Raw genomic sequence first — 20,688 nt, forward strand, 5'->3', positions numbered from 1 at the left:
GACGGTGATGGCGGCCGTCGTGTCGAACGTGACGGTGACGTCCGGCGGGCCGGGACCGCGCGTGGGGTTGTCGTGGTAGCGTCGCGAATCACGTCCCTGTAGTTCCTCCGACCGTTCGCGAGCCGCCAGCCCAGTGTCCAACGATTCGTTCACGCACCTCCACGTCCACACCGAATTCTCGATGCTCGACGGGGCGGCGCGCCTGGACGAGATGGTCGCGAAGGCGGTCGGCGACGGCCAGCCGGCGATCGGCATCACCGATCACGGCAACATGTACGGCACCCTCGAGTTCTACAAGGAGTGCAAGAAGCAGGGGATCAAGCCGATCATCGGCACCGAGGCCTACATGGCCCACGATCACCGCTCCGAGCGCCCGACCCGTCGCGGTCGTGTCGACGACTCCGGTGGCGAGACCGACGGGGGCAAGAAGCTCTACTACCACCTCACACTGCTGGCCGAGAACGAGGTCGGGTACCGCAACCTGATCCAGCTCTCCAGCCTGGCGTTCCTCGAGGGCTACTACTACAAGCCCCGGATGGACTGGGAGCTGCTCGAGAAGTACTCCGACGGCCTGATCGCGACGACCGGCTGTCTCGGCGGTCACGTGCTCCAGTCGCTCCTCAACGGCGACGAGAAGGGCGCCCTCGACAAGGCCGGGCGCCTGCAGGAGATCTTCGGCAAGGACAACCTGTTCGTCGAACTCCAAGACCACGGGATCCCCGAGCAGCACACGACGAACCCGCAGCTGATGGAGATCGCGCAGAAGATCGGCGCCCCGCTGCTGGCGACGAACGACCTCCACTACACCCATCGCGAAGACCACGAGAGCCACGACGCGCTCTTGTGCGTCCAGACCGGTGCGCTCATCTCCGACCCGAAGCGCTTCAAGTTCCACGGCGAGGAGCACTACCTGAAGTCGGCCCAGGAGATGCGCTACCTGTTCCGGGAGGTGCCCGAGGCCTGCGACAACACGCTCTGGATCGCCGAACGAGCCGACCTCGACATCACGTTCGGTGACGCCCTGCTCCCGAACTTCCCGCTGCCCGAGGGATTCGCCGACGACAGCGCCTACCTCGACCACCTCACCTGGGAGGGTGCCAAGAAGCGGTGGGGCGACGATCTGCCCCCGTCGGTCGTCGAGCGGGTCGCGTACGAACTCAAGGTCATCAACGACATGGGGTTCGCGTCGTACTTCCTGATCACCTGGGACCTCATCAACTACGCCCGAGAAGCCGGCATCCGCGTCGGCCCGGGTCGTGGGTCGGCCGCCGGGTGCGCCGTCGCGTACTGCCTCTGGATCACCGATCTCGACCCGATCAAGTACGACCTCCTGTTCGAGCGCTTCCTCAACCCGAGTCGCGTGTCGATGCCCGACATCGACATGGACTTCGACTCCCGCTACCGCGATCAGATGATCCGGTACGCAGCCGACCGCTACGGACGCGACCACGTCGCCCAGATCATCACCTTCGGCACGATCAAGGCCCGCAACGCCGTACGCGACGCCGCCCGCGTGCTCGGCTACCCGTACGGTGTGGGCGACAAGATCGCCAAGGCGATGCCGCCGCTCGTCATGGGGCGCGACACCCCGCTGAAGTACTGCTTCGAGCAGACCGAGAAGTACGCCGACGGCTTCAAGGCGGCCTCCGACCTGCGTGCCATGTACGACACCCAACCCGACGTGAAGCGGGTCGTCGACGTGGCCAAGGGGCTCGAGGGGCTGAAGCGCTCCGACGGCATCCACGCGGCGGCCGTGGTGATCACCAAGGAACCGGTCACCCACTACCTGCCGATCCAGCGCAAGCCCGAGTCCGGCCAGGATCCCGAGGACGCGCCGGTCGTCACCCAGTACGAGATGCACGGCGTCGAAGAGCTGGGCCTGCTCAAGATGGACTTCCTGGGCCTGCGCAACCTCGACGTCATCACCGACGCCCAGGCGATGATCCGGGCCAACCGCGACCCGAACTTCGACATCGACACCGTGTCGCTCGAAGACCAGAAGACGTTCGACCTGCTCGCCCGCGGCGACACGATCGGCGTGTTCCAGCTCGAGTCGCCGCCGATGCGACAGCTGCTCAAGGCAATGGCGCCCACCACGTTCGAAGACGTGAGCGCTGTGCTCGCGCTCTACCGGCCCGGGCCGATGAGCGTGAACATGCACTACGACTTCGCCGATCGCAAGAACGGTCGCAAGCCGGTCGAGTACTTCCACGACGACGCGAAGGAGGTGCTCGACGACACCTACGGCCTGATGATCTATCAGGAGAGCGTGATGCGAGTCGCCCAGAAGTTCGCCGGCTACTCCCTCGCCGAAGCCGACAACCTCCGCAAGGCCTGCCTGCCTGCCGGCACCCGGCTCCTCACACGGAGCCGTGGCTACGTGCCGATCGAGAAGATCATGTCGCTGCGCGACCGTCGGGTGCAGACGATCGACACCGACACGTCGGCGACCCGCCACGAGGTGGTCGACGACGTGTGGTCGGTCGGCGTGAAAGACGTCTGGCGGCTCACCACCGCAACGGGCTACACCATCGAAGCCACCGACGATCACAAGTTCCTGCTCGAAGGGGAGTGGGTCGGGCTCGGCTCGCTCGCCCCCGGCGACCTCGTCGGCGTGGCCGGCCGCACCGTCACCCACGGCGGTGCCAAGGTCGATCCGGCCGAGGTCGACCTGGCGGCGCTGCTCATCTCCGAGGGCTACCTGCCCGATCCCGACGGCCCGCCGCGGACCGCTCACTTCACCAACACCGACCCCGAGCTCCTCGACGCCTTCCGGGCGGCGTACGAGCGTCGCTTCGGCGAGGCGCACCACCGCGAGTCGACCTCGGCAACAGGCGTCACCCAGCTGCGGCTGACGCGAGCCGAGCTCCGCGACCTCCGACCGGTGGTCGGCGCATACGGCACCTCGGAGGCGAAGGTCGTCCCCGAACGCTTCGTGAACGCCCCGGCGGTCGCCGTCGAGCGCTTCCTCGGGCTGTACTTCTGCGCCGACGGCTGGGCCGACGAGAGCGGCGTGCACTACGCGTCGAAGAGCCGGGCAGTGGTCGGTTCCCTTAAGCGGATGCTGCTGCGGTTCGGCATCGTCGGCACGATCCGGTCGCGCGACATCGACGGACACGGGCGCCACTACACGTTGTCGGTGCGCGACAAGGGCCACGCCAAGGCGTTCGCACGTGTCGTCGAGCCGCACCTGACCACCGTCAAGTACGACAAGGTCCGGCACTGGCTGCACGAGTGGGGAAACACCGCCGGTGCCAGTGCCACCCTGATCGGAATCCCGACCTCGTTCGTCCGCAGCGAACTCGACCGGCGCGTCGAAGCGACGGGGCGCTCGAAGCGAGCGCTCGGGGTCGACGGCGGCGGCCTGCTCTCGACCCGCCTCGTGCACCGGAACACGCTCGACGGGTTGCTGTACTCCGAACGGCTCGAAGACCTCCGCTCCGGCGACCTGTTGTGGGACACCGTCGAGTCGATCGAGTACGCCGGTCAGAAAGAATGCTTCGACTTCCAGATGGCGAACGGTGATCGGCCGTACGCCGTCGCCGAGGACTTCCTCGTCCACAACTGCGGCAAGAAGATCCGCGAGATGATGGCCAAGGAACGCGACGCATTCGAGGACGGCGTCGAGCGCACCGGCTACGGACGCGAACTGGGCAAGAGCCTGTTCGACATCATCGAGAAGTTCGCCGACTACGCGTTCAACAAGAGCCACACGTTCGGGTACGGCCTCGTCACCTACCAGACCGCATACCTGAAGGCGCACTACCCGGTCGAGTACTTCGCGTGCCTGCTCACCTCGGTGAAGTCGAACCTCGACAAGGCGGCCGTGTACCTGGCCGACTGCCGCTCGGCCGGCATCAAGGTGCTCACCCCCGACATCAACCGGTCGGTCATCAACTTCGACGCGATCGCCGCCGACAAGGTGCCCGACGACGTCGCCCTGCCGATGGGCAGCCCGGGCGCGATCACGTTCGGCCTGTCGGCCGTGCGCAACGTCGGCGAGGCGCTCGTCGAGCAGCTCCTCACCGAGCGGCAGGAGAACGGCGAGTTCACCGACTTCTACGATTTCGCCGAACGAGTCCCCGAACCCGTGCTCAACAAGCGAACCGTCGAGTCGCTGATCAAGGCGGGAGCGTTCGATCGCCTGAACCACCCCCGGCGCGGGTTGCTCGCGGGTTACGAACCGATCCTCGACACCACGATCGACCGTCGACGCGAACGCGACCGTGGCGTCATGTCGTTGTTCGGCGACTGGAACGACGACGCACCGGCCGACGAGGGCGGCGGCTTCGACGAGCGACTCCCGATCCCCGACATCGAGTTCGACAAGAGCGACAAGCTCCGCAACGAAAAGGAGATGCTCGGCCTCTACGTGTCCGACCATCCGCTGTTCGGTGTCGAGTCGGCGCTCAAGCGGCGGGTCGAGCACTCGATCTCCGACCTCGAGACGATGGACGACGGCGCCCAGGTGGTCGTCGGCGGCGTCATCACCGGGCTCGCCCGCAAGTTCACCAAGAAGGGCGACCAGATGGCCGTGTTCGTCCTCGAAGACCTCGAGTCGTCGATCGAGGTCACCGTGTTCCCGCGGACCCTGCTCGAACAAGGCCACAAGCTGCAGGACGACGTGATCGTCTCGGTGAAGGGGCGGCTCGACAAGCGCGACGAGTCCCGCTTCGGGCTGATCGCCCAGTTCGTCGAGGTCCTGTCGGGGCTCGGCGACGGGCCGGCGGCACCGTTGCGGCTCCGCCTGCCGAGCCACGCCCTCGACGAGTTGAAGATCCAGCGTCTGAAGCGGATCCTGCGCGACCACCCGGGCGACTCCGTCGTCCAGATCGACATCGGTCAGGGCCAGGTCGTGCGACTCGCCGACGAGTTCCGCGTCGACATCGACCGAGCCATCGGCGAACTGAGAATGGCCTTCGGCCACGACGCGGTGGAATTGTGATCCCGCATCGCCCCAGCTAGCAGCCCACGACGGGTTGCGTTGTGCGCCGCACTCGGAACAGTGGCACAATAGAAGCTCCGAAATCGTCACGGAGAAGGGTCTTCATGCCGCTCGAAGTAGCTACCAACGATGCCGTTGCACTGACCGACACCGATCTCGATGAGATGGGGTCGATGGAGGGAGCGTTCGACATCGGCGCGCTGTCCAAGGCGAAGGAAGACTGGGTGCTGGCCACCACGGCCCGCATCGACGGCAAGCTCCACGGCTTCATGTTCTCGACTCTCGAGCGCATCGGCGGCACCCCGTGTGTGCTGATCGGCATGCTCTCGGTGCGGCGCCACAGCAAGCGTGACACCGTGCTCCGTGGTCTGATGGGGGAGGCGTACCACCGCGCCCTCATGGCCTTCCCCGACGAAGACGTCGTCGTCGGCTCGCGTTTCGTGGCCGCCGACGGTCTCGAGGCGTTCGACAAGCTCGACGAGGTCACGCCCTCACCCGGCACCCGTGCCGTCGGTGAAGAGCGCGCCTGGGGGCGCCGCCTCGCCAAGCGGTTCGCGGTCGACAGCAAGTACGAGGCGCAGAGCTTCGTCGCGAAGAACGGCCAGTCGGGCTTCCTCGACTTCGAATCGACCAAGCCCGACGATCTCGACCCTGAGATCGTCGAGATGTTCGGAGCCGTCGACGCCGACGCGGGCGACGTCATGGTCGTCTACGGCTGGACGATGGCCGAAGACCTCGTCAAGCTCGGCGCCCGCTGAGCTGCACCTGACGCACCGGTGACCGAGTTCGCCGACGTCGTTCGTCGGCGGCGCATGACCCGCGCCTTCCGGAACGACCCGCTCGAGTCGGGCACCATCGAGCGACTCGTCGACCTCGCGTCCCGTGCCCCGTCGGCGGGCAAGACCCAGGGGTGGCACCTGGTGGTGCTCGAGGGCGACGACACCGCCCGGTTCTGGGACATCACCCTGCCCGACGAACGGCGGGCGACGTTCCGGTGGCAGCGTCTGCTCGACGCTCCCGTGATCGCACTCCCGTTCGCCGACCCCGAGGCCTACGTCGCTCGGTATGCCGAGCCCGACAAGGCGGCCACCGGACTGGGGGAGAGCACCGAGGCATGGACGACGCCGTACTGGACGGTCGACGCGTCGATGGCGCTCATGACGTTCCTCCTCGCCGCCGAGGACGAGGGCCTGGGCGCGCTGCTGTTCGGCGTGTTCCGTGGTGAGACCGAACTGCGCGCCGAACTCGACGTCCCGCCGCATCTCGAACTGCTCGGGGCCGTCGCGCTCGGACACCCGGCCGACGTCGGTCCGACGCCGGAACGGCGCGGCGACGCAGGCGCCGGACGCAGCGCCACACGGCGCCGACGGCCACCGTCGGAGATCGTGCATCGGGGTCGATTCCACGCTGGGTGACACCCGTCGCCCAGCGGCGTGAAATCGGTCACGGACTGTTCATGCCAGTGTCAATTGACCGTCGGAATACGTTTGCCAGACCGTCGGTTGACGGTAGGTTCGCCACGGTCCGGAATGCATCGGTCTGCGGCGTGAACGCAGGTCGCACGGACGCACCGGCGGGGCCCTGCCCCTCCTGTGCTGCACAGAGGACTGCTGTTGCTTTGCAGCAGTCCGCGACCCAACCAAGAATGAGGTAACCAGTTGAAGCGACGTTCTCACAGCAGAACCGCTGCAGCCCTGATCACGGCAGCGCTCGTGGTCTCGGCGTGCACCAGCGACGACGATTCCGGTGACGACGAGGTCGAGACCTCCGACGTCGCCGACGACGACACCGAGGGGGAGGGTGACGACGCCGACGGCGACGACACCGACACCACCGAGGCCGAGGGTGACGACACCGACACGACCGAGGGGGAGGGTGACGACACCGACACCACCGAGGCCGAGGGTGACGACACCGACGGCGACATGGCCATGGACGACTCCATGGTCGGCGTCGAGGGCGGCTCCGGTTGCGGTATCCCGCACGGCCCGTACGAGTCGGCCGAGGCCAGCGGCGAAGTCCGCGTCGCCTGGAACGACCCGCTCCTGTCGTTCAACCAGAACACGACCCACGCCAACGCCACGGCCAACGCCAACGTTGCGTACCTGATGCACTCCGGCTTCTCGTACTACGACGGTGATCTGAACCTGGTCAACAACGACCAGTTCGGTACCTGCACCATCGAGTCGCTCGAGCCGCTCACCGTCACGTACCGCATCAACGAGGGCGTCGCCTTCAGCGACGGCACGCCGATCACGGCCCACGACCTGATCCTGGGCTGGGGCGCCGTGTCGGGCAACTTCAACGAGGGTGGCGTGGCCTTCCTCGAAGACGGTTCGGCCATCCAGACCGACGAAGAGGGCAACTGGCTCGTCCTGACCCCCGAGGGTGACATCGTCCCCGAAGAGGCCGGCGTGCACTACGACCCCGAGACGTTCGAGCTCTTCGAGGGCTTCGAGTACGTCCCCGCCGAGTCGGTGAACTTCGACGCCGCCAGCGAGCAGTTCGAGCTCGTGACCCAGTTCCCGGAGATCTCCGAGGACGGTCAGGCCATCACCATGGTCTACGACTCGTTCTACGTCGACTACCAGAACGGCACGCCGTTCCTGGGCAACCCGGCCGCCCACGTCGTGGGTCGCCTGGCGCTCGGCATCGAGGACCCGACGGAGGCCAAGCAGGCCGTCGTCGACGCCTTCCAGAACAACGACGGCGAGGCGCTCGCGCAGATCGCCACCGTGTTCAACACGGCGTTCGACTGGGATTCGCTGCCGGACGACGAGGGCATCTACCTCAGCACCGGCATGTACACCCTCGAGGCGTACGAAGAGCGCGCCGAGATGACCCTCGTCGCGAACCCCGACTACACCTGGGGCCCGCAGCCGAAGGTCGAGACGATCATCTACCGCATCATCGGTGACCCGACGGCCGCCGTCCAGGCGCTCGCCAACGAAGAGATCGACGTCATGCAGCCGCAGGCGACGGTCGACTCGGTCGCCGAGCTCGAGGGCTACGCCGACCGTGGCGTCGAGCTCGCATTCGGCGACACCGCCGTCTACGAGCACGTCGACTTCGCCGTGGCCAACGGTGGTCCGTTCGACCCCGCCGCCTACGGTGGCGACGAGGCGACGGCCCTGGCCGTCCGTCAGGCGCTCATGAAGACGCTGCCCCGTGCAGAGATCGTCGAGCGTCTGATCGCCCCGATCAACCCCGAGGCCGAGGTCCGTGACTCGTTCACCCAGACCCCGGGTGCCCCGTGGTACGACGGCATCGTCGCCGGCAACGGCACCGCCGACTACGCCGAGGTCGACATCGAGGGCGCCATCGCGCTCCTCGAGGAGGCCGGCGTGGAGACCCCGGTCGACGTGCGTGTGCACTTCGCCGACAACAACCCCCGTCGTGCGAGCGAGTACGAGCTGATGGCGGCGAGCGCTGCCGAGGCCGGCTTCAACCTCATCGACGGCCGTAGCCCGACCTGGGGCTCGGAGCTGTCGAACCCGTCGATCTACGACATGGCGTTCTTCGGCTGGCAGTCGACCGCCGTCGCCGTTGCCGACACCGAGGCGAACTTCGTCACCGGTGGCGCCAACAACTTCTACGGCTACGCCAACGCAGACGTCGACGCCCTCTACGAGGAGCTGAAGGGCACCACCGACCCCGCCCGTCAGGAAGAGATCCTGACCGAGGTCGAGGCCCTCCTCGTCGAGACCGGTTTCGGTCTGCCGCTGTTCCAGCACCCTGGAGTGACGGCGTTCAACAGCAACTACGTCACCAACGTGGACCCGATTGCCATCTCCCCGACGATCTTCTGGAACGTCTGGGATTGGGAAGCGGCCTGATCCACTGATTCCCGTTCGAGGCGCCGGGACGCGAGTCCCGGCGCCTCGGCGCGGCCGCACAACCTGCCATGCTCCTCTTCATCGTGCGCCGACTCATCGCGTCGGTCCTGCTGCTGCTCGTCGCTTCGTTCGCCGTCTACATCATGATGGCGTACGCCGGTGACCCGTTGGGCTTCCTCAACGAGATCACGAACCCGACCCAGCGCGCGGCGATCGAACGCGACGTCACCAATGCGCTCAACCTCGACACCCCGCCCGTCCTGCGCTACTTCCAGTGGCTCGGTGACGCCCTGACCGGCGACTTCGGCATCTCCGCCCAGACGCGACAGTCCGTCAACGACGAACTCGCCACGCGCATCCCGGTCACCCTCAAGCTCGTCGCCGCCTCGTCGCTCCTGTCGATCGTGATCGGCGTGACCGTCGGCATCGTGACGGCCCTGCGCCAGTACACGGGCTTCGACTACATCGTCACGTTCTTCACGTTCGTGTTCTTCTCACTGCCGGTCTTCTGGGTCGCCGTCATCCTCAAGGAGTACGGCGGCATCCGGTTCAACGACTGGTTGCGTGACGGTGCGAGCATCTCGGTGCCCGTGATCGTCGTCCTGTCGATCTTCGTCGGCATCGTCGGCTACTCGATCGCCGGCGGGCGCGCGCCACGCCGGCTCGTGATCGCCGCCATCTCGGCTGCGGTCGGTGCCGGCCTCCTGATCTATCTCTCTGCCGCCCAATGGTTCCTGAAGCCGGGCATCGGACTGCCGGTGCTGATCCCGATGGCGATCGGCATCGCCGTCGGTGTCACGGCGATCTTCGCCGGCATCGCGAACCGCAAGGCGCTGTTCTCGGCGCTGACCACCGCCGCACTCGGCTGCGTGCTCTACACCCCGCTCCAGACACTCTTCGACGAACAGGGCATGGGCTGGTGGTGGACGTTCCTGCTGCTGATCGCCACCCTCGTGTCGAGCTACCTGATCGGCATCGCCTGGGGCGGCTACGACAAGGGGCTGTCGGCTCGGGTGTCGATGCTCGTCGGCTTCCTGGTGGCGCTCGTCATCTTCGTCGATCGGCACCTGCAGTCGTGGCAGGAGTACTCCAGCAACTCGGTCATCCGCAACCGTCCGATCAAGACGATCGGTGACAAGGAGCCCCGTCTCGAGGGCTCGTTCTGGGTGCTGAACAACGACATCTTCAGTCACCTCATCCTGCCGACCATGGCGCTGATGCTGATCTCGCTCGCCGCCTACACCCGGTACTCGCGAGCCAGCATGCTCGAGGTCCTGAACCAGGACTACATCCGCACCGCTCGCGCGAAGGGCCTGACCGAGCGCACCGTGGTCGTCCGCCACGGTCTGCGCAACGCCCTGATCCCGCTCGCCACCGTGATCGCGTTCGACATCGGTGGCCTGCTCGGCGGCGCCGTCATCACCGAGACGGTCTTCGAGTGGAACGGCATGGGACGACTCTTCATCGAGGGCCTCCAGGCGCTCGACCCGAACCCGGTGATGGCCGCCACGATGGTGGTCGGCGCCACGGCCGTCGTCGCCAACATCCTCGCCGACATCATGTACTCGGTCCTCGACCCACGAATCCGGATCCACGACAAATGAGCGACGACCATCTTCTCCCGCCCGATCCCGACGAAGTCGGCGAGATGGACGACCTCCGCGTCGATCCGCATCGCGAATCCGACTTCGAGAAGTTCCCCGACGAACTGACCCACGAGCAGCGCGAGGTCGCCGGCCTCAGCCAGGGCCAGATCGTCCGCAAGCGCTTCATCCGCCACAAGGGCGCGATGATCTCGCTCGTCCTGTTGGCGTTCATCATCATCGTCGCCGTCACGAGCGTCGGCGCCGGCCCGATCCCGGGCTGGTACCAGTGGGAACACACCGACCTGATCCCGCCCGTCCAGGACGAAGGCCCGACGATCTCGATCATCCCGTCGTTCCTCGGCGGAGACGGCCTCGCCTGGGGCGATCACCCCTTCGGGGTCGACAATCAGAACGGCAAGGACCTGTTCGCGATGACGATGCGCGGCGTCCAGGTGACGCTCGTGGTCATCCTCGTGCTCGCGGTGTTGTCGGTGACCCTCGGCGTGATGATCGGTGCGCTGGCCGGCTTCTACGGAGGCTGGCTCGACTCGATCCTGATGCGTATCACCGACGTCATCCTGATCCTGCCGCTGCTCGTCATCGTCTCGGTCGCCGCGTTCTCGTTCGGTGCGTCCGGTCTGTGGAGCGTCGCGCTCGCACTCGGCCTGTTCTCGTGGACCGGTCTCGCCCGACTCGTCAGAGCCGAGTTCCTGGCGTTGCGTGAACGCGAGTTCGTCGACGCCGCCCGCGTGGCCGGCGCCTCGCCGCGCCGCATCATCTTCAAGCACATCCTGCCCAACACGGTCGGCACGATCGTGGTGTCCACCACCTTGCTGATGGGCGCCGGCATCCTCACCGAGGCCGCGCTGTCGTTCATCGGCTTCGGCATCCAGGCGCCCAACGTGTCGTTGGGCGCTCTGGTGAACGACTACGACACCGCGTTCGGCACCCGCCCGTGGCTGTTCCTGTTCCCGGGGCTCATGATCGTCACGATCGTCCTGTGCCTGCAGTTCATCGGTGACGGCCTCCGCGACGCGTTCGACCCTCGCCAGAAGCGCATCCCCAAGTTCAAGGACCTGGCGAAGAAGCAGGAAGAGGCGAAGGCCGACATGGCGACGCGTCCCAACCGCATGCACCTGGGCGGCTGATCGTGCTCGTGTCAGCGCAGGAACGTGCCGTACACGACGGCGACGGTCAGCAGGGCGAAGCCGGCGATCGTCTCGACGTGCCAACGCACGGGCATGCGGTCGTGCTCGACGCGCGGGTCGGCCAGGAAGCCGGCCTCGCGTATGCGCAGCCAACGTTGCCGCACGACGAGTGCCGCCGCCCCCGACTCGGTCTGGGGCAGATCGCTCGGGCGCACCATGTCGCCCTTGCCGGCGCCGCCGAGGCGCAGATCTTCGGCCTGGCTGCGGCGCAGCACCTGACGACCCGGAGCCGGTGCCGCCCAGGCACGGACGGTGCCGAGCGTCGTCACGAGGGTGAGCGCCCACTTGGTCTCGATGTCGGTGATCGCCGGCCACGGCACGTCGAGGGTGCGGAACACGTTCACGACACGGACGCCACCGGCGTTCACCTCGACCTCTGGACGCCAGTAGAGCGCCCACGCCCCGAAGGCCACCAGGGCCAGCCAGGGCCACACCTGCCAGAGGGCGTCGGCACCGGCGCCGACCACACTCAACCCCGCCAGGGCGCAGATCGTCATGAGCGCGCCCGCCAGCACCCGGCCGAACGCCGGACGGAACGTCTCCTCGTAGAACAGGTCCGACACGTTCGCCATCGTGCCAGGAACACGGAAGGAATCGCACGCCGATGAGCACTCCTGTCCTCTCGGTCGATCAGCTCAACATCGACTTCTGGGTCGACGGCGTCTGGTATCCCGCCGTCGTCGACGCCTCGTTCGACCTCAACAGTGGTGAGGTGCTCGCAATCGTCGGTGAGTCGGGCTCCGGCAAGTCGACGACCGCCCTCGCCACGCTGGGTCTGCTGCCCAAGAACGCCAACGTCCGCGGTTCCATCGTCGTCGACGACACCGAAGTCGTCGGACTCGACCAGCGCACCCTGCGTTCGATGCGCGGCCGTCTCGCGTCGGTCATCTTCCAGGAGCCGATGACGGCACTGAACCCGGTGTACACCGTCGGGTTCCAAATCGCCGAGATGCTCCGCAGCCACCAGTCGATGGCGCCCAAGGCCGCCCGCAAGCGAGCGATCGAACTGCTCGACCTCGTCGAGATCCCGAACCCCGAGGTTCGCGTCGACTCGTATCCGCACCAGCTGTCGGGCGGCCAGCGCCAGCGCGCCATGATCGCCCAGGCCCTGGCCCTCGAACCCAAGCTGCTGATCGCCGACGAGCCGACGACCGCGCTCGACGTGACGGTCCAGGCCGAGATCCTCAAGCTGCTCCGCGACCTCCGCGACCGGATCGACGCCGGCGTGCTGCTGATCACCCACGACATGGGCGTCGTCGCCGACCTCTCCGACCGTGTGCTCGTGATGCAGAACGGCGAGATCGTCGAGCGCGGCACTTCGGCGGACGTGTTCTACCGACCCCAGCACTCGTACACCCAGCAACTGCTCGGCTCGGTGCCGCACCTCGGCCGACTCGTGAACGCCGTCGTCGCCGGTGACGAACAGCAGGCCGAGCAGATCGCCGAGGCGATCGACGAGACCGCCGACCAGCCGACCGCGACGTCGGTGACCACCGAGCGGATCGTCGACCTGCGTGGCGTGTCGGTCGAGTACCCCAAGCGTGGCCGGACGCCCGCCTTCCGGGCCGTCGACGGCATCGATCTCGACATCGCCCCCGGTGAGGTCGTCGGCCTCGTCGGCGAGTCGGGCTCGGGCAAGACGACCGTCGGCCGAGCGATCGTGGGCCTGCTGCCGTTCGTCGAGGGAGAGGCCGACGTGCTCGGCACCCCGATGGTCGGCGTGTCGAAGGACGATCTCCGAGCGGTGCGCCGCGACCTGAGTTTCGTGTTCCAGGACCCGGGTTCGTCGCTGAACCCCCGTCTGCCGATCGGTGAGTCAATCGGTGAGCCGATGCTGCTCGCGGGCTTCGACGCGAAGGCTCGTGAGGCCCGCATCTCGGAGCTGCTCGACCAGGTCGAACTCGATCGCTCGCTCCGCAACCGCTACCCGCACGAACTGTCGGGTGGCCAGCGCCAGCGAGTCGGCATCGCCCGCGCGCTCGCGCTGCGCCCGAAGCTGTTGATCGCGGACGAGCCGACCTCGGCGCTCGACGTGTCGGTGCAGGCGAAGGTCCTCGACCTGTTCCAGGAACTGCAGCGAGACATCGGCTTCGCGTGCCTGTTCATCAGCCACGACCTGGCCGTCGTCGAGATCCTCGCCAAGCGGATCGCCGTGATGCAGCACGGCAAGCTCGTCGAGTTCGGCCCACGCGAAGACATCCTGACCCGGCCCACCGACCCGTACACCAAGCGCCTGCTGGCCGCCGTGCCGGTGCCCGACCCGGATGCCCAGCAGCTCCGCCGTCAGGAGCGCGACGCACTCATCGCTGCCGGCGCCGACGACTGAGCGGCGATCCCGGGTTCATCGCCGCCGTCGATAGGGTCGGCTCCGTGAACCGACTCGCCACCGAGACGTCGCCGTATCTCCGCCAGCACCGGGACAACCCGGTCGATTGGTACCCGTGGGGTGAGGAGGCGTTCGCGGCAGCGCGCGAACGCGACGTGCCGATCCTGCTGTCGGTCGGCTACTCGGCCTGCCACTGGTGCCACGTCATGGCACACGAGTGTTTCGAGGACGACGAGGTGGCTGCGGCGATGAACGCGGCGTTCGTGAACGTCAAGCTCGACCGCGAGGAACGCCCTGACGTCGACGGCTTGTACATGGAGGCGCTCACGGCGCTGACCGGCCGCGGTGGCTGGCCGATGACGATGGCGCTGCACCACGACGGGCGCCCGTTCTTCGGCGGCACCTACTTCCCGAAGGATGCCTTCCTGAAGGTGATCGAGGGGCTCACCGAGGTCTGGACGACGAGGCACGACGAACTCGACAAGCAGGCGACCCAGCTCACCGAGAAGCTCACCAAGGTCGCCGAGACGGTGGCCGCCAAAGACGTCCCGGGCGTCGAACTGGTCAACGAGTCGCTGAAGAAGCTGGGCGGGGCCTTCGATCCCGAGTGGGGTGGGTTCGGCAAGGCTCCGAAGTTCCCGGCGACGTTCCACACCGAACTGATCCTGCGTGCCTACATGACGTCGGGTCGTGACGAGGCCCGCAACGTCATCACGACCACGCTCGACGCGATGTGTTCGGGCGGCATGTACGACCACATCGGCGGTGGGTTCGCCCGGTACTCGACCGATCGCGAATGGCTCGTTCCTCACTTCGAGAAGATGCTGTACGACCAGGCGTTGCTCGTCGGCCTGTACCGCCAGAGCTATTCCGTGCTCGGGCAGCCCCAGTACAAGCAGGTCGTCGAGGAGACGATCGCCTACGTGCTGCGCGAGCTGCGGCTGCCCGGTGGGGGGTTCGCCTCGGCGCAGGACGCCGACTCGCTCGACGCCGAGGGCAACAGTGTCGAGGGCGCGTACTACACCTGGACGCCCGACGAGATCCGGGCGGCGCTCGCCGACGTCGACGCCCAGGCGGCCGGCGTCGCGCAGCAGTGGTGGGGCATCACCGACGAGGGCAACTTCGAAGGACGTTCGATCCCCAACCGCAGCGAGGCGCGAGGCAAGCTGGCGCGCCCACCGGCGCTCGAGGCGGTCCGGCGGCGCCTGCTGCAGGTTCGCTCCGGCCGTCCTGCCCCGGGTCTCGACGACAAGGTGCTCACCGAGTGGAACGCGCTGTTCCTCTACGCGCTCGCCGACGCCGCGACCGCGTTCCAGCGGTCGGATTGGAAGCAGGTCGCGGTCGAGACCGGCGAGTTCCTGCTTCGCGAGTTGCGCGACGACCGCGGTCGCTGGTTCCGTTCGTGGCAGGCCGACGGCGAGCCGCAGGCACGCCACGCGGCCCTGGCCGCCGACCACGCCGCACTGGTGCAGGCGTTCATCCGGCTCGCCGAGGCGACCGGCGAGGCGCGCTGGATCACTGCCGCTCGCGAGACCGCCGACACCATGCTCGACTGGTTCTGGGATCCGGTGGAGGGCGGTCTCTACACCACGGCGGAAGACGCCGAGCAGCTGATCGTCCGACAGAAGGACGTGTACGACAACGCGACCCCGTCGGCGAACTCGGTCGCTGCCAACGCGCTGCAACGCCTTGCTGCGCTCACCGGCGACTCCCGCTACGCCAACTTCGCCGACCGAATCCTGCAGTTGCTCGCCCCGATCTGCGAGCAGTCGCCGGGCGGCACGTCGAACGCGTTGCTGGCGGTCTTCCTGCGCCAGCGCGGCATCCTCGAGCTCGTGATGGTCGGTGACGTCCCCGAACTCGTGCGGGTCGGACAGGTGCTGTGGCGGCCCGACCTCGTGATGGCGTGGGGCGAGCCGTACGACTCGCCGTTGTGGGAGGGCCGCACCGAGGGCAACGCTTACCTGTGCCGCAACCATGTGTGCGAGCGACCCGTCACCGAGCCGGAGCAGCTGTACGAACAGCTCTCGGGGCGTCCGGTGCCCGAGGGCATGAACATCCGGGCGACCACGTCGTCCGAGGGCTAGCCGGAGCGCCGATCCGCAGTGTCCGTGATCGCCGCCGCGTGGCTGTTCCTGGCCGGGATCGTCTCGCTCCCGATCGTGTGGAACGCGGCCAAACCGGTGATCGACCCGACGCGTCGGTACTCGCCTTGGTGGCTGCCGGCGATGGTCATCTCCGAGACGGCGCCGCTGTGGCTGGTGCTCCATCTCGCTGCCATCGCGGTCGGCGTGGTCGGCGGTGGGCTCGACTCGGCGTTCGGCGTCGTCGGCGCCGCGATGCTCGGCGTCTCGTCCGTGCTGCTCGTCTGGGTGCTGACGAGGACGGCGATCGGCGTCCGCCGGCTCCGGCGACACGTGAGCGGCGCGATCCACCGGGCGCGCGGACCCGGCCGCTGGCGCGGGCGCCCCATCCCGACACCGCCCGGTGTTCGCGAGCAGCATTCGATCGAGTGGCGTGGGCCACTCACCCTCGACCTCACCCGCCCCGACGACGACCGGCGCAAGCTCCCGGTCGTCGTGTACGTGCACGGCGGGGGCTGGACCGGCGGCGATCCGCAGCGTCAGGCCCGAGACCTCTACCACGCCCTCGCGCTCGACGGATGGGCGTCGCTCGGCATCCGCTACCCGTTCACCCCGCACGTCACCGTCGAAGACCAGATCGCTGCGGTGCGCGAGGCCGTCCGCTGGGCGCGCACCGAACTGAGCGCTCACGGTGTGGAGCCGTCGACCGTGGTCCTGGCGGGCGGTTCGGCCGGTGGCCATCTGGCGGCGATGGCGGCGCTCACGGCCGACGGTGACGACGAACGCGTCGCAGCCTGCGTCGGCATGTACGGCGTGTACGACATGGCCAATCGCAACCGGACGCGAGCGCACTGGGACAAGATCCGCAACGAGGTGATGCTGTCGACGGTCGACGAACAGCCGGAGCGCTACCGGGCCGTGTCACCGATCGACCGGGTCCACGACGACACGCCGCCGTTCCTCATCGTGCACGGCACCCACGACACCTTGGTGCCGGCGGGGGAGGGGCAGCAGTTCGTCGAGGTGCTGCGAGCCGCAGGGCGACCCGTCGACTACGTGCCGGTGTACGGCGCACAGCACGCGTTCGACGCACTGTCGGGCGTGACCAGCCGCACCGCAGCGGCCGTGATCCGGGACTGGTTGGGTGTGACGGTGCTGCGTCAGGCACCGACGGCGTGATAGCCGCCGTCGACGTGGATGATCTCGCCGGTCGTGGCGGGGAACCAATCGGACAGCAGCGCCACGCACGCCTTGGCCACCGGCTCGGAGTCGTTGACGTCCCAGCCGAGCGGTGAGCGGCCGTCCCACGTGTCCTCGAACAGGGCGAACCCGGGGATCGACTTGGCGGCGATCGTGCGGATCGGGCCGGCGGCCACGAGGTTGCACCGGATCTGTTGCGGGCCGAGTTCTTTGGCGAGGTAGCGAGACACACTCTGGAGGGCCGACTTGGCGACGCCCATCCAGTTGTAGGCCGGCCACGCCTGCTGGTTGTCGAAGTCGAGTCCGACGATCGACCCACCCTCGCTCATGAGCGGCAGGAATGCCTCGGCAAGGGTCTTCAGCGAGAACGCCGAGATGTGCATCGCGACGGCGACGTCGTCCCACGGGGCGTCCATGAAGTCGTCACCGAGACACGACTCGGGAGCGAAGCCGATCGCGTGCAGCACGCCGTCGACGTGGCCGAGCGTCTCGGCGACCGACGCCCGGACCGACTCGACGTGCTCGGGCACGGTGACGTCGAACTCGAACACCGGCACGTCGGCACCGTTCACCTGGCCGAGCTTGCGCGCCGTGCGCTTCGTGAGGCTGAGGGCGCGACCCGCCCCGGTGAGCACCACCTCGGCGCCTTCGTCGATGGCGATCTTGGCCACGCCGAACGCCAACGACGCGTCGGTGAGCACACCGGTGATCACGAGCTTCTTGCCCTCGAGGATTCCCATGCCGTGCAACGTAGCCCGTGTGACCTTCGCCCGTCACGGTTGCCGGACGTGGTCGTCCGACACCCGATGTGCAAGGCTCCCACCATGCGTATCGGAGTGATCGGGGGCAGTGGACCGGCGGGCAGCAGCCTGGCCGCCCGTCTGGCGAGTGTCGGCTACGAGTCGGTGATCGGCTCGCGCTCGAAGTATCGGGCGATGGAGTCGCGCGACGCTCTGGTCGAGCAGTATCCCGAGCTCGACGAGCTCCTCGGGTACGGCGACAACGCCTCCGCCGCGGACTGCGACATCGTCGTGATCGCGACGCCCTGGGACTCGGCCGCCACGATGGCCCAAGACCACGAGCGCTACCTGCGCGGCAAGATCGTCGTCAGCATGGCGAACGCCCTCGTGCGGGTCGGCAAGGAGTTCCAGCCCCTCGTCCCGCCCCGCGGCAGCGTCGCGGCGCACGTGCAGGCCGCCGTCCCGAAGAGCCGCGTCGTCGCGGCGTTCCACCACCTGCCGGCGACCGAGCTCGGCCACATCGGCGAACCGATCGAGAGCGATGTGCTCATCTGCGGCGACGACCCCGAAGCGGTCGGCGCCATCAGCGAGATGGTGTCGAAGATCCCCGGCTGTCGGCCGCTCGACGCCGGAGAACTCTCGAACGCGACGGCGATCGAAGCCTTCACGGCCGTGCTCCTGCAGCTCAACGTGCGGTACAAGACCCGGGTCGCTCCCCAGCTGTGGGGAATCAAGTCCGACCCGCGCACGGTTGCATCCTGACGCATGACCTTCCAGCTCTACGACACCGCGCGGCGCGCCATCGTGCCGTTCGAACCCGGCGACGACGTCCTGATGTACACGTGCGGCATCACGCCGTACGACGCCACCCACCTCGGGCACGCGAACACGTTCATCGCCTACGACGTGCTCCAGCGGCACCTGATCGACAAAGGACACCAGGTCACCTGTGTCCGCAACGTCACCGATGTCGACGATCCGCTGTTCGCCAAGGCCCGTGAGCTCGGCGTGCACTACCTCGACCTCGCTGCGGCCGAAGAAGCCCGGTTCGAGCGCGACATGGTGGCGCTCAACGCGCTCCCGGTCGCCAGCACGCCCCGGGCGTCGTCGGCGATCCCCGACATCCGCGGGTTCATCGGCATGGTGCTCGACGCCGGCTTCGCCTACGAGGCGGGCGGCTCGGTGTACTTCGACGTGTCGAAGTTCGACTCGTTCGGTTCGCTGAGCCACTACTCGGAATCCGAGATGATCGAGCTCGCTCGCGAACGCGGCGGCCAGGTCGACGACCCGAACAAGCGACACCCGCTCGACTTCGTGCTCTGGCACCCGTCGGCCCCCGACGAGCCGTCGTGGGACACGATGTGGGGCGCCGGCCGACCGGGCTGGCACATCGAGTGCAGCGCGCTCGCGTTGCGCGAACTCGGCACGACGATCGACCTGCACGGCGGCGGCGCCGATCTGATCTTCCCGCACCACGAGTGCGAACGGGCCCAGTCCGAGGCAGCGACCGGCGAGCTGTTCGTCACCCATTGGATGCACGCCGCGCTGATCAGCATGGACGGCCACAAGATGTCGAAGAGCCGCGGCAACCTGGTGTTCGTCGACAAGCTGCGCGAGACGTACGACCCGATGGCGATCCGACTCGGCCTGATCGAGCACCACTACCGCACCGAGTGGGAGTGGGACGACGGCCTCATCGACCGCAACGTCGAACGATTGACGGCGTGGCGGTCGGCCGCCGACGGTGCGCCGGGCGACGTGATCGACGACGTCCGTCGACTGCTCGACGACGATCTCGACACCCCGGGTGCCGTGGCAGCGATCGACGCTGCCGCCGCGTCCGGCGAGCGGACCCGCGACGCCGCAGCCCTGCTCGGTGTCGAACTCAGATAACGACGCTCCACCCCCGACGGAAACGCAACATTCATCGTCAGTGCACGGTTGCGTCGCACATGTGACCCCCGTCATGTCTACGATGGGGCCATGACCGAGTCGGCCGGCGCCAACAAGCTGCAGGCCCGCTCGCGCACGATCGTCAAGCCGATCGCCAACAAGCTGTGGACCATCCACCAGGAGGGCTACGAGCGGCTTCCCGACGACGGCCCGGCGATCCTGTGCCCGAACCACATCAGCTTCCTCGACTCGGCGTTCCTGATGCTCACGGTGCCGCGCAACATCAGCTTCGTCGGCAAGGCGGAGTACATGGACTCGTGGAAGACCAAGTACGTGTTCCCCGCGCTCGGCATGATCCCGATCGACCGCTCCGGCGGCGAGAAGAGCCAAGCCGCGCTCGACACCGCACGGGCCGTGCTCGAACGAGGTGAGCTGTTCGGGATCTTCCCCGAAGGCACCCGCAGCCGCGACGGCGACCTCTACAAGGGGCGCACCGGCGCCGCCCGGCTCGCGATGGACCTCGGCTGTCCGATCTTCCCGGTCGGGATCACCGGCACCGACGAGATCCAGCCGATCGACGCCAAGATGCCCAAGCTCCGCAAGGAGTGCACGATCTCGATCGGACGTGCGATCAAGCCCGAGCGCTATCGGGGCCGTGGTCCGGAACACCTCGCGTGGCGGTCGATGATCGACGAGGTCATGTTCGAGATCCGGGAGATGACCAAGCAGCGGTACCACAACCGCTACAGCGGTGAGCCCGAGGTCGAACCGACCCAGCCGTCCGTCGTCGCCAACGTCGGCGACGAACACGCCGAGGGTCACCGCCACCTCGTCGCCGTCTGACGCCGCCGATCCGACACGACACCCGAA

14 protein-coding genes are annotated in these 20,688 nt (G+C 67.7%); 12 read left to right on the forward strand and 2 right to left on the reverse strand.

The window, feature by feature from the left end:
• Positions 1-133 precede the first annotated feature (133 nt).
• From dnaE to BDK89_RS09005, 6 genes are all read left to right on the forward strand, one after another.
• Positions 134-4,945, forward strand: a complete 4,812-nt coding sequence (dnaE, locus tag BDK89_RS08980) for a DNA polymerase III subunit alpha (RefSeq protein ID WP_133868630.1) — start codon at positions 134-136, stop codon at positions 4,943-4,945.
• Positions 4,946-5,049: 104 nt separating this feature from the next.
• Positions 5,050-5,703, forward strand: a complete 654-nt coding sequence (locus tag BDK89_RS08985; RefSeq protein WP_133868631.1) for a hypothetical protein — start codon at positions 5,050-5,052, stop codon at positions 5,701-5,703.
• A gap of 18 nt (positions 5,704-5,721) precedes the next feature.
• A complete protein-coding gene (locus tag BDK89_RS08990) occupies positions 5,722-6,360 on the forward strand; it encodes a nitroreductase family protein (RefSeq protein ID WP_133868632.1) in 639 nt (212 codons plus the stop codon).
• Positions 6,361-6,603: 243 nt separating this feature from the next.
• Positions 6,604-8,781, forward strand: a complete 2,178-nt coding sequence (locus tag BDK89_RS08995) for an ABC transporter substrate-binding protein (RefSeq protein WP_133868633.1) — start codon at positions 6,604-6,606, stop codon at positions 8,779-8,781.
• 68 nt (positions 8,782-8,849) lie between these two features.
• On the forward strand, positions 8,850-10,385 hold the full coding sequence (locus tag BDK89_RS09000) for an ABC transporter permease (protein WP_133868634.1): 1,536 nt from the start codon (positions 8,850-8,852) through the stop codon (positions 10,383-10,385).
• Entirely contained in the window at positions 10,382-11,515 is a 1,134-nt protein-coding gene (locus BDK89_RS09005; protein ID WP_133868635.1) for an ABC transporter permease, read from the forward strand. The genes BDK89_RS09000 and BDK89_RS09005 overlap by 4 nt, the downstream gene beginning before the upstream one ends.
• Before the next feature lie 11 nt (positions 11,516-11,526).
• Here BDK89_RS09005 and BDK89_RS09010 read toward each other — a convergent pair whose 3' ends face one another.
• Entirely contained in the window at positions 11,527-12,147 is a 621-nt protein-coding gene (locus tag BDK89_RS09010; RefSeq protein WP_133868636.1) for a PH domain-containing protein, read from the reverse strand.
• A 32-nt stretch (positions 12,148-12,179) separates the two neighbouring features.
• Between BDK89_RS09010 and BDK89_RS09015 the strand changes: the two genes are divergently transcribed.
• The 3 genes from BDK89_RS09015 to BDK89_RS09025 are packed head-to-tail and all read left to right on the forward strand — an operon-like array spanning position 12,180 to position 17,164.
• Positions 12,180-13,901 carry an ABC transporter ATP-binding protein gene (locus BDK89_RS09015; protein WP_133868637.1) on the forward strand — a complete coding sequence of 574 codons (1,722 nt, stop codon included), beginning with the start codon at positions 12,180-12,182 and terminating at the stop codon, positions 13,899-13,901.
• A gap of 44 nt (positions 13,902-13,945) precedes the next feature.
• Positions 13,946-15,988, forward strand: a complete 2,043-nt coding sequence (locus BDK89_RS09020; protein ID WP_166657473.1) for a thioredoxin domain-containing protein — start codon at positions 13,946-13,948, stop codon at positions 15,986-15,988.
• Between the two features lie 24 nt (positions 15,989-16,012).
• Positions 16,013-17,164 (forward strand): alpha/beta hydrolase, encoded by a 1,152-nt coding sequence (locus BDK89_RS09025; protein WP_133868639.1) that lies wholly within the window; start codon positions 16,013-16,015, stop codon positions 17,162-17,164.
• Here BDK89_RS09025 and fabI read toward each other — a convergent pair.
• Positions 17,146-17,925 carry an enoyl-ACP reductase FabI gene (fabI, locus tag BDK89_RS09030; protein WP_133868640.1) on the reverse strand — a complete coding sequence of 260 codons (780 nt, stop codon included), beginning with the start codon at positions 17,923-17,925 and terminating at the stop codon, positions 17,146-17,148. The genes BDK89_RS09025 and fabI overlap by 19 nt on opposite strands.
• Positions 17,926-18,009: 84 nt before the next feature.
• Here fabI and npdG point away from each other — a divergent pair, with 84 nt between their 5' ends.
• The 3 genes from npdG (at position 18,010) to BDK89_RS09045 (ending at position 20,661) form a co-directional block, all read left to right on the forward strand.
• The gene (gene npdG, locus BDK89_RS09035) at positions 18,010-18,687 is read left to right on the forward strand and encodes an NADPH-dependent F420 reductase (RefSeq protein WP_133868641.1); all 678 of its coding nucleotides are present in this window, start codon (positions 18,010-18,012) and stop codon (positions 18,685-18,687) included.
• Positions 18,688-18,690: 3 nt separating this feature from the next.
• Positions 18,691-19,818, forward strand: coding sequence for a cysteine--tRNA ligase (locus BDK89_RS09040; protein ID WP_133868642.1), 1,128 nt, complete (start codon positions 18,691-18,693; stop codon positions 19,816-19,818).
• 90 nt (positions 19,819-19,908) lie between these two features.
• Positions 19,909-20,661 carry a lysophospholipid acyltransferase family protein gene (locus BDK89_RS09045; RefSeq protein ID WP_133868643.1) on the forward strand — a complete coding sequence of 251 codons (753 nt, stop codon included), beginning with the start codon at positions 19,909-19,911 and terminating at the stop codon, positions 20,659-20,661.
• The last annotated feature ends 27 nt before the right edge of the window (positions 20,662-20,688 follow it).

The organism is Ilumatobacter fluminis, assembly GCF_004364865.1.
GTDB classification, from domain to species: Bacteria; Actinomycetota; Acidimicrobiia; order Acidimicrobiales; family Ilumatobacteraceae; genus Ilumatobacter; species Ilumatobacter fluminis.